The organism is Psychrobacter sp. Arc9 (genome assembly GCF_041431295.1).
Taxonomy (GTDB): Bacteria; Pseudomonadota; Gammaproteobacteria; order Pseudomonadales; family Moraxellaceae; genus Psychrobacter.
Window position 1 is genome coordinate 75,474 of sequence record NZ_JASMRK010000003.1, and the last position, 14,349, is coordinate 89,822.

A 14,349-nucleotide genomic window follows, 5' to 3' on the forward strand; every position below is an offset into this window, starting at 1 on the left:
AGGAGTATAAATATTGTGTAGCACCCTAAAATACCTGAAAAGCTCAACGACAAGCTTGAGATGCTATATGGGAATATACCGATGCGGCCGTTAGTATTAGAAACACCTACAGAACAACTGTCAAAACACCTACAGACTTATCAACCAGCCAATTTTGATGAGTTTGTTGGCAATATATCATTATTGATGCCTTTGTTTGACACTATGAAAAATGTGGTGTTTTTTGTTAAAGATGACCAAGCATGCTATCGATTAGTCAGTAAAACGCTCATTAGACGCAGCGGGCTTAAAAACAAAAAAGCACTAATAGGACTGACTACAGAGCAAGTATTTTTGAAGTCTCAAGGCAAGGATTATCTCAATCAGGATCTGAGAGTGTTAAAGGAAGGCAGGGAGATTGTTGATAAGTTAGAACTTCATAGTTATGCATCAGGACAGCTGGGATGGTGTATCACGCAAAAAATCCCCGTCTATGATGTAGAAAATCATATTGTAGCGATGGTAGGTATATCAATAGATATTGATGAAGATAACGAGCGGATATTACGCAAACACGCTCGATTGGCAAGCGTAGATCAATACGTACGAGACAATCTTGATCAAAAAATTAATATTGGTGAATTGGCGAAATTGGCAAATCTTAGTCAATCGCAATTGGAGCGTACCTTCAAAGCAGTACTGAATATGTCACCCATTCAGTTTGTACAAAAAATCCGTCTAGAGCATGCCATTCGATTATTAGCGAATCATAAGCTAACAGTAACTCAAGTCTCCTTAAACTGTGGATACGGTGATCATAGTGCCTTTAGTCGACAGTTTAAGCAGTTTACTGGGATGTCTCCTGTGAACTTCCGTAGAATACATTTCAAAGAAGCATAAATAAAAGCAAAAAATATGGTTTTTGATTTTAAAATAACTCTCTAACGACTCCGAAGCTCATCTATATAATCTGCCCAATCTTGCATCATCTGTACCCTGGTGTCGATTTCATCAAGCCTGTTGTAAGCTCCGCCATGTGTGTCTTTTATCCTGTGACCTAGCTGTAATTCTGTGACGATGTCAGAATAGCGTAGCTCAGGCTGTTCCATAAGCAAGGTTTTAGCAGATGCTCGAAATCCATGCGCACATTGCACGTCTTTATATCCAAGTCGGTGGAATATCTGCACCAACGTCGCCTTACTGATATAGGCGTTGCTTGAACCGCGCATCGACGCAAATACATATTCCTTATGCCCAGTAATTGATTGGATGTTTCGTAATCGCGTAATCACTTGCGTGGCCAAGGGAACAACTAAGTGCGAGACCATATCGTCACGACCTTCGCCTTTAGTCGGGGATAATGCCCATGTATTGTTGTCCCAATCGATGTCACCCCAACGCATTGAGCGCAGATCGATGCTACGTACAAACACGTAAGGTAATAAGTTCATCGCCTCTAATGTAATCTTACTTGCACCTCTAAAATTCGACATATCCTTTAAGAGAGTCGCAAATTGGTCTGGCTTGGTGATGGCAGGCAAGTGATTGCCTGAATTGGCAGGTGCAAGCTCACCACGGGTATCAATTGCCACATTTCTATCGCACAACCCTCGAGCAACAGCGAATGAAAATACCTTTTCAGTATACAGACGAGTGCTTGCACCAACGAAAGTCGCTTGGTTTTCATTGTTTTGAATCGACTCACACACACTTAGTATCATCTCGCTGGTGATATCGTCCATTCTTAAATCACCAATTTCTTGGCACATATATCCTAGGCATAAATCCCAGAACTTAAGGGTTGACTCACTGTATGACGGTTTTTTAGATTTACTTTGATTGCGACCTGCTGTTTTGTGTTCTCGCCATGCTTGAGCAATGTCATAAAATGGTGCGTTTTTTAGGTGAGTATATTTATTGGTTTGCTCTTTTTGCTGAATAGCTTTAGGGTCAGAGCCTTTTGCGACCATATCAAGAATGGTGTCTGCTTTATACTTAACCTCATGGAAACTGACATCCTCAATCTTACCCAACATCATCCTAGGACGTTTGCCCTCGATATGCGGATGGGAATAACGTAAGTAGTATTCCTTTTTGCCATTTGGATAAATACGCAGACTTAGGCCAGCCACACCTGAGATACTGACAGAATAATCTTTGTCTCGGCATTCAAGCTTATTGATATCGTTTGCAGTGTCGATAGCCATAATGTACATCCGTCATATGATAATTAAGGTTAATGATAGGTTTATGATTAATGACTTATAAAAAGTCTCTTCTGTAGAAAACTATAGAATTATTGGACACTGTCATGGACACTGGTATTCGTTATTATTATTAGTAAATCCTTATATAATAATACTTTTAATATTAAATTATCCCCAAGGGAAAGTTGGGGATAATTATAGTATAGAGGAAAGAGAGGGAGTAAGCCATGTGTTTATTGATATATATGGCGTTTGGGGTAATAAACTTCAGATAGATTAAAAGTAAGAACGCTATTTATTACTATTGATAGAGTTCTTACTTTTATTTACAAAGAAAACCATGCTCCTGTACGTGCACAGAATATAAAAATCAGGGTCATAGTACTGTTCTGTGCAAATTTGGAGGTTGTTAACTTAGTGCTCCAGATTGAAGTATATTGCGAAGAGGGATAAATACTTTCTTAGTAGTGAGAGGGTTTTTGATTACTTAAAACAAAAAGTATTACAGCTTAGTTGGCAATGATATTCGTGATTATAAGGTAGATCTAAACCAGACTTGCAAACAGGCCAGGTAGGAACATTGTCAGATCATACATGCGCTATTAGAAATTATATGAAGTAATAGATATCTAAAAGAGTTATGGCTTTTGATCTTAGCTAATAGAGTCCATAGGTAATGATATCTTACCTAACGTGTTGCAAGAATATTCGTACCAAAGCGCCAGTTGATTGAGATGCTAACAATTGAATGATAGTGAATTTGGCTGTTAGGTGATGATTAGGAACGAGAGATTACCTTCACAATGCTAGCTGTGCATTGTGAAGGTAGTAATCATATTAACCATAGTCAGAACAAGTTCACTAAAGAGACTAATTTGAATGAACAGTAAAAGTGACTGTATCTACAACACATTTATAAAAGGTTTATGAAATAGATGCAAAGAGGTTATTAGCGACTTGATCTAATACTGATACACTAAGCTCAATTAGGACTTCGCGTATTAAGCATTCAAGACATATGAGTTAGTAGTTACGTCAAGGATGATTACATTATTTATTTGATAGGTAGTACATATTCTGGTTAAGCAATTATCAACCAAATTATCTAATAGCTTACTGTTAATCATCATCTCATGAAGTTAATGTCAGGTAGCTCTAGTTTAACATAATATACATTATGCGAAAACAAACCAACGGTTTTAGTAGTTAGGCGAAAAACCATTTATACCATGTCATTCTTATACCTTAGATCAGATTTAATATGAGTTTGAGTTATAGACTTTTACTAACGACAAGTTTCAAGCAAATGCTGACGCAAAGTTTTGTCATCCTGATCTAAAACCACATCTGCGACTTGGCAAGTTTTATCATTATCATCACATGAAAGCTCATAATAAATATCGCTACCTTGTGCCAAGCTAACCTGAACCAATCCTTGATCAGTTATTGAAAATTTTTTGTCTTGCGTATAGTCAGGATCTTGCGAGTTCCAAAGTACATCGTAATCTATATTGCAGGACGTCTGAGTTTTATCAAAATATGCTTGCTCAAGTTGCATCGCTGCTTGCAAGTCAGCATCAGCATATTGCTGCAGCACTACAGGATTACTCATACCTTGGTCATCAATATCTTGTTGGTACATTTTCGTGATGGTCGCAATCTTTATATCAGCCATGGCATTTTGTTTCTGATCTACTTTTGATACATCCGCTATAGCGTGACCGACAGGCATCAGTCCTATGGTCAATAGTAATGTCAGCGATTTATATGTTGGCATCTTATTCTCTGCGAGCTTTTATCCTATAAGTGTTACCGACTATTACATCATACCTATATTCGGACTCTGCTGTATTATCGTATCATTCAGGTTTACTTACCAAAATATCGATTACATAACGCTTTTATGGTATTTTTTACCGGTTCCCATGACAATTTATAGTGATGTTTCTTTCGCTAATAACTGTGCTAAGGATGATTTTATGATGACATTACCTGCTTTTTTTAAGGAAAAATCTGCGACATTAGCCTTTAGTAGTTTTTTGCTATTCACGCTAGCTGCGACGGGTTGTCAGTCTGCTTCTGAGTCCAGCGAAGCCATTGTATCTCAGCCAACCAGTAGTTCATCAACACCTAGTAATGCTGATATCAGCCAGCAAACCCTTAGACAGCAAGCGTTACGTATACAGCGCGCACTGGCAAATAAGGATTTTTCTAGAATCACTAATGATATCCATCCAATACGTGGCGTTCGTTTTTCAATGTACGCTTATGTACGGCCTGAGTCAGATAAAGTCTTTAGCCGCAGGCAATTTGCACAGTATTTACAGCAGTCTAACATTCAATTTACTTGGGGCGAAAAAGACGGTACTGGCGATCTATTGGTCACGCCGTTGCCTACTTATTTGGATACTTGGGTGGATGGCAAAAAGTTCAACAACGCTATTACCAATGTCAATGAATTCAGAAAAAACGGTAATTCTATCAATAACTTAAAAGATATATACCAAACATCAGACGTTGTGGAGTTTTATCATAAAGGCACGGATGAGTATGATGGTATGGACTGGCGTGTTTTGCGCTTGGTATTTGACGAGTATCAAGGGAAGCGTTATCTGGTGGCCATTATTAATGATCAATGGACAGTTTAGCAGCAGATATAGTCAACGGATACATGGTTAGCTGATTTAATAGACAAACCGAATTAGAAAAGGGCAATACATCAAATCAGATGTACTGCCCTTTTTATTGTCTTTTATATTTATATTCAATATAATGAATATATTGAAGCTAATTTTTATAATCACTAGTGTAGTATTAAAGGTGTTTCACATCAGGTTTTTGGATGTGTCTTTAGATGAATAACCAAAGTATTTTCTACATGTACGTAAAAAGTGACTGTGGTCATATAGCCTACTCTATGAGAAATTTTACGTAGCTATTTAACTGGAATACGAAAACCAACATCGACCTTAATTCGAGTCAAATCAGGACTTGCTAAGTCTTAAATCTCCTGATTGCATAGAAAAATTACTGCTTATCATAATGCTCTTAAGTGCTTTTAAGGTTGAGCATTAGAAATTATTTAAAAAAATGCATGAGGTAAGAAATAACTAACAAGGATGTTAATATTATGAGAATTATTATAGTAACGTTGGCTTTAGCTCTCTTATCTAGTTGCTCTATGATTGGTTCCCTTACAACAAGTCGTGAAGCAGGCAATTTTTGGTGCAATGAGAGATACTTACATGATATGAAGTATCCTCCTTTCCCTAATGAGACTTCGAAACATTTGGAAATAGCGGAAAAAGGTTATATATACGCATTAGCTAGTACACTAGTACTTCAGGGTCAATATCCAGATGACCTATCACAAGAAAGTAAAGATCATTTTTTTCAAACTCCCTCTTATTTGGAAATATATGACTGGCCTAAGTCAGACACTTCTGGTTTTGAGGTAGGAACTTTTAAGCTATATGAAACATCTGATAAAACAAAGCTTAAAGAAATAATAATTGCATTCACTGGATCAGACCAGAAACGTGACTGGGTATTTACAAACTTACTTTTTAGTAAAAAACAATACAAATTAGCAAGAGAATATGTTACAAAAATAGCGGAAGCAAATCCAAATACTACAATTGTTGTTGCAGGCTATTCGCTCGGTGCAGGATTAGCCGTTCATGTGATTAAAGACCCATCTACGAAAAAGTACATATCTCAGGCTTGGGCTTTTAATCCAAGTCCAAAAATTTATGCAGATGGAGAAGAAGACGAAGACATATGGTTGGCATCAACTGGTAATGAAATGTTGAAAATGGTAAGAAGTCCGTTCTTTTATAAATGGCCTGGAGTCGATAATATTGGTGCCCCTAAAAATCAAACTGCTGATGAATATAATCGCATAAAATCATGGAGTATTTACTCACACTACAGATGGGTTCTGACGCGCAATATGCTTTGGGCTGCTGACCTATCTATATATAACCGTACAAAAGCTGATATGACTGAACCGTTAAAGATAATTAAAAATTCAAGTTTTAAATCCTGTGAACAATAGAGTGAATAAACAAAGCTTAGCTTAGACTCTTAAAATATTCCGGTTTTATGAGGCTAATGCTTCACACAATAAGAATTAAATCTAGATAGGTGTTTGTTTGAAAAACTGCACCATAATCTGATAAATATCCGGATAAGCATCAACCAGCTTTTGCGGTGTTTCAAAAAACACTTCACTCAAAACCGCAAAAAACTCAGCAGGATTGGTTGCGCCATAACGATCAAGTCCTGACTTGCGATGTGTTTGAAAATCTTCAAAATCGCGGCTCATAATCTGTGTCCAGTTTGCAGGATCCATATCATGTTGCATCGGTGGAAAGCCATTGGCGCGGCCATTCATCATATCGAGTTTATGAACAAACTCATGAATGACAACGTTGTGTCCATCACGTTCGCCTGAGTGCTTGGCATCTTTCCATGAAAGAATGACAGGCCCTCGCAGCCATGCTTCCCCGCTACGATGTTGACTGCCTTCGTGGACGATACCAAATTCATCTACCGTGGTACTGTTGCTTTTGTACGAGCCAGGATAAATAATAATCGATGACCAGCCAGCATACCAGTCAAGACCTAAGTTTAAGATCGGCAAACACGCTTGTAGTGCAATCGATTGTCTGACAGCATTGGTAATCTCAAAGCCTTGTGCCCCAGTGATGGATTTATCGGCCAAAAATAACGTTGCTAGCTCAAATAAATGTGTCATCTCGTCAATACTTAATCTATCAAGTATCACAATACGTTCAGCTGCCTGCATCCAGTCAGCTCGAGTAAATTCGCTATTATCTAATATACGCTGTTCACGCCAGTCTTTTATGATGCCAAACATAATTTGCTATCCTTAGACCTTACGATATTGAAATAACCCAGCCTAGCATGCACTCACTTGCCACAAATATACCAATATCGTTATTAAGAAGACTTTATGGCATCCAACTGTACTCCAACCACACGAAGTGCCATGGTCTTCCAGTCTAGATCCAGTTCATCGGCGAACACTACATGGTGACTAATACTGACGTACCCATGTACGATGGCCCAGATATCTAACGCTATTTGCCGACGTTCCGTCATGCTAGCATCTTCTGATAAATAAGAACCCGCCACCCGAACCAACTTTGAAAATGCGCTATCTCTGGCTGCAATGGCCTCGATTGAGGGCTGATATCCTGCGTCAGATTCCCCAAAAATTAGCCGATAGTGCGCTTCATATTTCTCGCCTACATTGAGATACCCTAGGCACGCCTCTAATACTTGCTCTTTGTTTGCCTTACCTTCTGAAATGACATCCATGGCTTCACGGACTAGGTTAAATCCTTCTATGTACAGCGCATCTAGTATGCCTTGCTTACCTTGGAAGTGACTGTATATACCGATGGTGGACAGTCCTGCCCGCTTGGATATAGCGCGTACACTCAAGGCGTCTCCGCCCCCTTCTAAGAAAAGCTCAGATGCAGCGTTTAGTATTTTGGTTCTGGCATCCATTAGATTCTCACTATGTCTTGACAATTATAACAGTGTTATTCTAGTATATAACACTGTTATACACAAACAATTATGAATTGCTTGTGTTGATAGAAACTCAACTTAGAGTAAGGACGCTATGAGTATTCAACAGATAGAAACGGATTATCTAATCATTGGTAGTGGCGCGGTGGGCATGGCTTTTGCCGATGTGCTGCTCACAGAAACTGATGCTAATATTATTATTGTCGATAAACATCATAAGCCAGGTGGTCATTGGAACGATGCCTATTCGTTTGTCACATTGCAGAGGTTAAGGTCAATAAGAAAATCATTGATGGTACTTATTTTAAAACTTCAGTACCAGCAACCCATACCCCAAACTTTGAGATTGCTGAAGGTGTTAAGTTTGGCCCATTAAATGATTTGCCGAGTTTAACCAAACCCCGTGATGGTTACGTGATTATCGGTGGCGGAAAAACGGGTATAGATGCGGTTTTATGGCTACTAGAGAATCAAATTGACCCAGACAATATCACGTGGATTATGCCAAGAGATGCTTGGCTGATCGATCGTAAAAACACCCAACCCTCTCGTGATTTTTTCACCCATACTATAGGGGCGCAGGCTACTCAAGCAGAAGCGATTGCTGAAGCTGAAAACATCGAAGACCTGTTTAATCGATTAGAAAAAGGCGGCGTATTAATGCGTATTGATCCAAATGTACGCCCGCAAATGTTCCATGGCGCTACCATTAGCAGTGAAGAGCTTAAGCAGTTACGCCGTGTTAAAAACATTGTGCGTAAAGGGCGCGTGACTCGCTTAGATACTGACAAGATTTATTTTGGTGAGGACAGCATTTCTACCACTCCCAACACCATGCATATCGACTGCTCTGCACGGGCAGTACCAGTGACAGAGACGTATGATGTGTTCAAAGGTGATACCGTGGTGGTGCAAACCGTACGTACCTATCAGCCTGTGTTCAGTGCGGCGTTCATCGCCCACATTGAAGCCAATTATGATGACGAAACTGTCAAAAATGAGTTATGCCAAGTGGTGCCAATCCCAAATCATGATACGGACTTTTTAGTTGGCCTTGTTAAACAAATGCAGAATCAAATGCGTTGGTCAAAAGAGCCTGCGCTACGTGAATGGATGATTAACAATCGATTAGATGGCTTCACCAAATTGGTACGAGCCAGCGAAGGTACACCACCTGAAGAGTTAGCTATCCTTAAACGTCTAAAGGAAGCAGGACCAAAAGCCGCTGCAAACATGCCCAAGCTCATGGGTGAAATCATGCAAATTACGGCAGCGCGTCAAGCCAAAACTGCTAATGCTTAATCCGATAACTATAAAATAAAAAAGGAAATAACCATGCAAGAATTTCAGACCAATAAAGCAAACCTAACCCAAGCTCGCCTGCAAGAGACGCCTGTACATACCCTAGGCGATGGTGAAGTACGTGTCAAAGTTGATCGCTTTGCTTTTACTGCGAATAATATTACTTATGCAGTCATGGGTGACCAATTACGCTATTGGCAGTTTTTTCCGCCAAATGGTGACGAGCCTGAGAAATGGGGTATTATTCCAGTCTGGGGTTTTGGCGATGTTGTAGAGTCCAATAGTGATGCACTACCTGTCGGTGAGCGCTTATTTGGTTACTTCCCGCCCGCCAATGAATTAATCGTAACACCCAAGCGAGTCACGCAGAGCAGCCTGCTGGATGGTAGTGCCCATCGTGCCGAGCTGCCGCCTGGCTACAATATGTATCAGCGCGTCAATTATGAACCTGGTTATGACCATGCCAATGACAATCAGCGCATGCTACTGTTTGTATTGCACTTAACCTCATTCTGCTTACATGATCTATTGAAGAGTAATGACTGGTTTGGCGCAGAGCAAGTGGTGATTATCAGTGCCTCTAGCAAGACCAGTACTGGCTTAGCATACGGCTTAGTTGATGATAAAGACGCACCGCACGTTATCGGTCTCACCTCAAACCGTAATATAGATTTCGTTCAGTCAATTGACGCTTATGACAGTGTGCTTAGCTATGACACACTAGAGCAGATTGATGCAACTAAGCCGACGGTTATTGTCGATATGTCGGCCAATACCGACGTGCTCAGCCGTCTACATAGACACTTAGGCGATAACATGCGCTACACCAGCAATGTCGGTCTTACGCACTGGGACGAACCACGTCATACCGAAGGTATCATTCAAGAACGTAGCCAACAGTTTTTTGCGCCCAGTCATGTACAGCAACGTATGAAAGAATGGGGCCCTGAAGAGTTCAATAAACGCTCTATGCGTTACATCATGAATAGCACCGCAAAAACTAGTGCGTGGTTAAAGATTCAGGAGCTTGATGGAGTTAAGGGTTTACTGGAGGTTTATAAAGATATCTGCGAAGGTAAAATAGCTGCTGATGAAGGTTTGGTAGTAGTCATGGGTGATTAGAATGGCTAGGCTATAAAAGCCTGACTATAGAAATTGTTTATTCGTCATTAATAAAAAAGCAGAGCGCCTATTGACTAGGCACTCTGCTTTTTCCGTATTGTATTCTAGATGCCAAACGCATACGCCCTACTGACCGTTTTCGAGGTTAATATTCGCGGTTTAATGTACCCAACCTTCCTCTTTTAAATAACCATGCAACCCTTCAGCGAACTGTCTGTAGCCTGCCGCATTGGCATGAATTTTATCAGATTTCAATGCATCATCTGACAGTACAGTGGACCAGCCATCAGAATACAGAGGTATGCCTTCAGTTTCCGCAATATCTTCATACAGTGGATTATCACTTACCTTTCCAAACAAAGCACTAGTACTGAAATATGGCTCAGCGATTAGGACAACATCAATATTGTTGGATTGCAAAGTGTCTATAGTCGCGATGATATTAGCCCGCATCGTATCAGGCGAAATGCGCTGCAATACATCATTACCTCCCACACCCAGTAAGACTAAATCTGGGTTTTGCTCAGTAATCTTATTCACGCGAGTAAGCACATCTGCAGAAGTGTCACCATTGACGCCTGCATTAACGACGTTCCATTTGCTTAGCTCTGCTAGCACCGTAGGATACGCTGTTTTAGGGTTTGCGCCGTAACCATAGGTTAATGAGTCGCCAAGTGCGACCACTGTGCTACCAGCAGGCAAGATATCTTGTTGTGGTTCGCTACCACAGCCAGTCACACTGATAGTCGCTGACAACCCTATACCTGCCAGCATTAAGAACCTACCACGTAGCTTCATGTCTTCTCTCCTACTGTTTCTATTGAGTTAAACTTATTGGATTTAGGTTCAAGTTTTTAAAAATCTATTATTTAACTCTTGTTGTATATTGCTCAGTAACCGTTGTATAGTCCATACAGGAGATAGACTACCTGTTGGGCGCAGTACAAGTGCTACTCTACCTAGCATAGACAGTGTATTCATCATAAAGTATAACTTTACCAAGGATACGTGAGGTACTTATGAATAAAAAATCATCTCAATCCCAGAGTCAATCACAAAATAAGTCAGCAGACAGTAACTCAACAGACACTCCCCCATCACGCGCACCAAGTTTTGATGAACTCCAAACGAATAAAGGTCAGTATCGTCCCGTTGCAAAAGCCGTTGGTCATTGGCTTGATAACATCAACATGGATGCCCTCAATTATTTAAACGAACAAGCAGAAAATATCTTTTACCGTAAAGGGGTCACCTTTACTGTCTATAGCGATGCCAAAAACATCGAGCGTATGATTCCGTTTGATATCATTCCACGCATTATTGCCGCGAGCGAATGGAAACAAATAGAAGCAGGCTGTAAACAGCGGATCACCGCTCTCAATGCATTCTTACATGATATCTACCATGACCAAGCCATCATGAAGGCAGATATTGTCCCTGCCAGCTACGTCTATGCCAGTGGCTGCTATGAGCCATGGATGATGGGCATTGAGCTCGACAAGCCTATCTATTCGCACATCAGCGGTATTGATTTGATTCGAGACGAGACAGGTAAATTTTGTGTGTTAGAGGATAACCTGCGTACCCCGTCAGGCGTCTCATATATGCTTGAGAGCCGCAATATATCAGAGACGCTCTTAGCTGATATATTTACTGAAACGCCTATCATGGGCATCAGTGATTATCCCAACCGTCTCAAAGCCTGTCTTGCCAGCTCAACATCCAAATATGATCCGCAAGTCGTCATTTTAACGCCAGGTCGCTTTAATAGTGCCTATTATGAGCATGCTTTTTTAGCGCATGAGATGAATGTACCACTCGTTCATGGTTATGATTTGGTCGTTGAGGACAGCAAAGTCTATATGCAAGGTATTCGTGGCAAGGTACAAGTCGATGTGATCTACCGCCGCATTGATGATCCCTATATTGATCCGTTAGCCTTTAAATCTGATTCCATATTGGGTGTATCAGGGCTAATGAGTGCTTATCGCGCTGGCAACGTGGTGATTGTTAACGCCCCAGGTACGGGCGTGGCCGATGATAAGAGTTTATATCCTTTTGTACCAGATATGATTAAATTCTATTTAAATGAAGAGCCTATCCTACCTAATATCGAGACATACCAGTGCCGTAAGCCTGATGATCTCAAATATGTGCTTGATAATCTGGACAAGCTGGTGGTAAAAGAAACGCAAGGCTCAGGCGGCTATGGGATGCTTATTGGTCCGACATCAACCAAAGAAGAAATCGAAGAATATCGCCTGCGTCTGCTTGAAAATCCAGCCGGCTTTATTGCTCAGCCAACCATCTCACTATCTACCAACCCTACTGCGGTGAGCGATGGTATCGCACCGCGTCATATTGATTTGCGTCCCTTTATTCTCAGTCATGGTGATGGCACGGTAGATATCGTACCTGGTGGCCTGACACGAGTGGCCATGGTTGAAGGCTCGTTGGTCGTCAATTCATCGCAAGGCGGCGGTATCAAAGACACTTGGATTATTGATGACAGTGATTTAGACAGCCAGCAAACCGACAAGTGCGCGCCTTTATCCTCAGTAAGTGTCAACTCTACAGGCAACGCTTTAGGGCATGCGAACTACTATGATCGAGTCCAGCCCTTAGAAACCGGTTACGAGAGTTTAGATGATGCGCCCATGATACTGCTACTCTCTACCGCCAGTCACTTAATATGGCTAGGCCGATATAGTGAGCGCTTGTATTACTATGACGATGTCATGAAACAGCTCATCAAAGGCGATCTCAAAAAATCACAGATTAGGCATTTAATTAGCCATTTAGGGTTTGCCGTTGATGGTGAAGTGTCACTGACCACCATGAAAGCACAAATGATGTCTGATTTGGAACAAAACATCATACCCAATATCGTGCAATCGATTGAGGATAATGTCCAAGAGGCCAAAGGTGTCATTGGTAAAGATACTGCTGAGTTATACAACTTGATCAAGCGTTTATCGAGTGCTGGCACGTATCGAGCGGCGACCTTGCAGCTACACGCGTGTAACGCTGCGATGAAACAAGAGAATCCGACAGTGACTTGCTTCTGGCAATTGGGGCGTCACTTTGAGCAGCTTGAGCGTGCCGTCTTGTTGGGAGAGGATTCAACAGAGATCAGTTTTGAATTCAGACATTGGATTAATGAGTTGCCGGAGAATACGCGCTGGCGTGAGCTTATCCGCTTGACCAACCAGATGATCAGGTCAAAGAAATTTAGTGATTTTGCGCTGATTAGCAAAGAGTTCAATCTCATATTGCGTCAAGGTGTATAGAAGGTGTCTAGCCAAAAACCAATAACAATGGCTCATGAGACATATGGAATAAACAGAAAATAGAAAGACGCTATAAGGAAAATGCCATGAAACTTCAAATCAGTCATCAAACCAACTATTATTACGATGAGCTGGCACAGCGCAGTGTACAGTATATACGCATGACCCCCATGCAAATGCCGCACCAAACCATTCATAAATGGGATGTGATGCTCCCTAAAGTGGCTACCAATCAAAAGGATGGCTTTGGTAATGCATGGCTCACGCTCAGTCGTAACGAGGCACATAACAACTTACAAATGCAGGCGTCAGGTATCGTTGAGATTAACACCGAAACCGAACGTTTAGAGGATATGGATCATGTCCCCTACCTGCTATTTACCGTACAAACCCCGTTGACCAAATGCTCACAAGAGATGCGAGAATTTGCAGCACCATATCTGAAAACCCCTACTCATGACAGCTTAAAGGCGATGGCGAATGCCCTTATTATGAAAATGCCTTTTGTTAAAGACGTCACACATGTGGGCACAACTGCTGCTGAGGCGTTTGCGACAAGTGCCGGTGTGTGCCAAGACCATACGCATGTATTTTTAGGTATCTTGCGCGATCAACAGATTCCAGGGCGTTATGTGTCCGGTTATCTGTATGACGATACCGAAAATCACATGGCCAGTCATGCATGGGCTGAGGTTTGGCTGGATGGTTACTGGTATACTTTTGATATCTCAAATCAGGCATTTACCCCAAACTCACATGTGTACGTGGCTATCGGACGAGATTATCTAGATACAGCGCCTGTTCGCGGCGTGCGTATGGGCGGCGGTTACGAAAATCTTTACAGTTTGGTATTAGTCAAAAAGCTATCATAGCGTTTGCTATTTTTT

Annotated in this window: 12 protein-coding genes and 1 pseudogene; 8 read left to right on the forward strand and 5 right to left on the reverse strand. The window is 41.1% G+C overall.

Features of this window, described 5'->3' with window-relative positions:
- The first annotated feature begins 81 nt into the window (after positions 1–81).
- Complete coding sequence (locus QO187_RS02645) at positions 82–879, forward strand: helix-turn-helix domain-containing protein (protein ID WP_371547057.1); 798 nt, start codon at positions 82–84, stop codon at positions 877–879.
- 41 nt (positions 880–920) lie between these two features.
- Here QO187_RS02645 and QO187_RS02650 read toward each other — a convergent pair whose 3' ends face one another.
- Together QO187_RS02650 and QO187_RS02655 are read right to left on the reverse strand one after the other, a co-directional pair.
- Complete coding sequence (locus QO187_RS02650) at positions 921–2,186, reverse strand: tyrosine-type recombinase/integrase (RefSeq protein WP_371547060.1); 1,266 nt, start codon at positions 2,184–2,186, stop codon at positions 921–923.
- A 1,285-nt stretch (positions 2,187–3,471) separates the two neighbouring features.
- The gene (locus QO187_RS02655; RefSeq protein WP_228153168.1) at positions 3,472–3,963 is read right to left on the reverse strand and encodes a hypothetical protein; all 492 of its coding nucleotides are present in this window, start codon (positions 3,961–3,963) and stop codon (positions 3,472–3,474) included.
- Between the two features lie 202 nt (positions 3,964–4,165).
- Here QO187_RS02655 and QO187_RS02660 point away from each other — a divergent pair, with 202 nt between their 5' ends.
- Entirely contained in the window at positions 4,166–4,834 is a 669-nt protein-coding gene (locus QO187_RS02660) for a hypothetical protein (protein WP_102093600.1), read from the forward strand.
- 482 nt (positions 4,835–5,316) lie between these two features.
- Positions 5,317–6,243, forward strand: a complete 927-nt coding sequence (locus QO187_RS02665) for a cutinase family protein (protein WP_102093599.1) — start codon at positions 5,317–5,319, stop codon at positions 6,241–6,243.
- Positions 6,244–6,324: 81 nt separating this feature from the next.
- On the opposite strand, the gene QO187_RS02670 is transcribed toward QO187_RS02665, so the two are convergent.
- Both QO187_RS02670 and QO187_RS02675 read right to left on the reverse strand, forming a co-directional pair.
- Positions 6,325–7,068 (reverse strand): zinc-dependent peptidase, encoded by a 744-nt coding sequence (locus QO187_RS02670; RefSeq protein WP_102093598.1) that lies wholly within the window; start codon positions 7,066–7,068, stop codon positions 6,325–6,327.
- 83 nt (positions 7,069–7,151) lie between these two features.
- Positions 7,152–7,724, reverse strand: a complete 573-nt coding sequence (locus QO187_RS02675) for a TetR/AcrR family transcriptional regulator (RefSeq protein ID WP_102093596.1) — start codon at positions 7,722–7,724, stop codon at positions 7,152–7,154.
- Positions 7,725–7,842: 118 nt separating this feature from the next.
- Here QO187_RS02675 and QO187_RS02680 point away from each other — a divergent pair, with 118 nt between their 5' ends.
- Genes QO187_RS02680 through QO187_RS02690 form a run of 3 tightly spaced genes read left to right on the forward strand, consistent with a single transcriptional unit; the run spans position 7,843 to position 10,172 of the window.
- Positions 7,843–8,124, forward strand: a complete 282-nt coding sequence (locus QO187_RS02680) for an FAD/NAD(P)-binding protein (protein WP_197707704.1) — start codon at positions 7,843–7,845, stop codon at positions 8,122–8,124.
- 5 nt (positions 8,125–8,129) lie between these two features.
- Entirely contained in the window at positions 8,130–9,050 is a 921-nt protein-coding gene (locus QO187_RS02685) for a hypothetical protein (protein WP_197707703.1), read from the forward strand.
- A gap of 33 nt (positions 9,051–9,083) precedes the next feature.
- Positions 9,084–10,172 carry a DUF2855 family protein gene (locus QO187_RS02690; protein ID WP_102093595.1) on the forward strand — a complete coding sequence of 363 codons (1,089 nt, stop codon included), beginning with the start codon at positions 9,084–9,086 and terminating at the stop codon, positions 10,170–10,172.
- Between the two features lie 159 nt (positions 10,173–10,331).
- On the opposite strand, the gene QO187_RS02695 is transcribed toward QO187_RS02690, so the two are convergent.
- Complete coding sequence (locus tag QO187_RS02695; RefSeq protein WP_102093593.1) at positions 10,332–10,970, reverse strand: GDSL-type esterase/lipase family protein; 639 nt, start codon at positions 10,968–10,970, stop codon at positions 10,332–10,334.
- A gap of 221 nt (positions 10,971–11,191) precedes the next feature.
- On the opposite strand from QO187_RS02695, the pseudogene QO187_RS02700 reads away from it, so the two are divergent.
- Positions 11,192–12,682, forward strand: a pseudogene (locus tag QO187_RS02700) (circularly permuted type 2 ATP-grasp protein); the annotation flags it as partial.
- A gap of 866 nt (positions 12,683–13,548) precedes the next feature.
- Positions 13,549–14,334 carry a transglutaminase domain-containing protein gene (locus tag QO187_RS02705; RefSeq protein ID WP_371547067.1) on the forward strand — a complete coding sequence of 262 codons (786 nt, stop codon included), beginning with the start codon at positions 13,549–13,551 and terminating at the stop codon, positions 14,332–14,334.
- Positions 14,335–14,349: the final 15 nt, after the last annotated feature.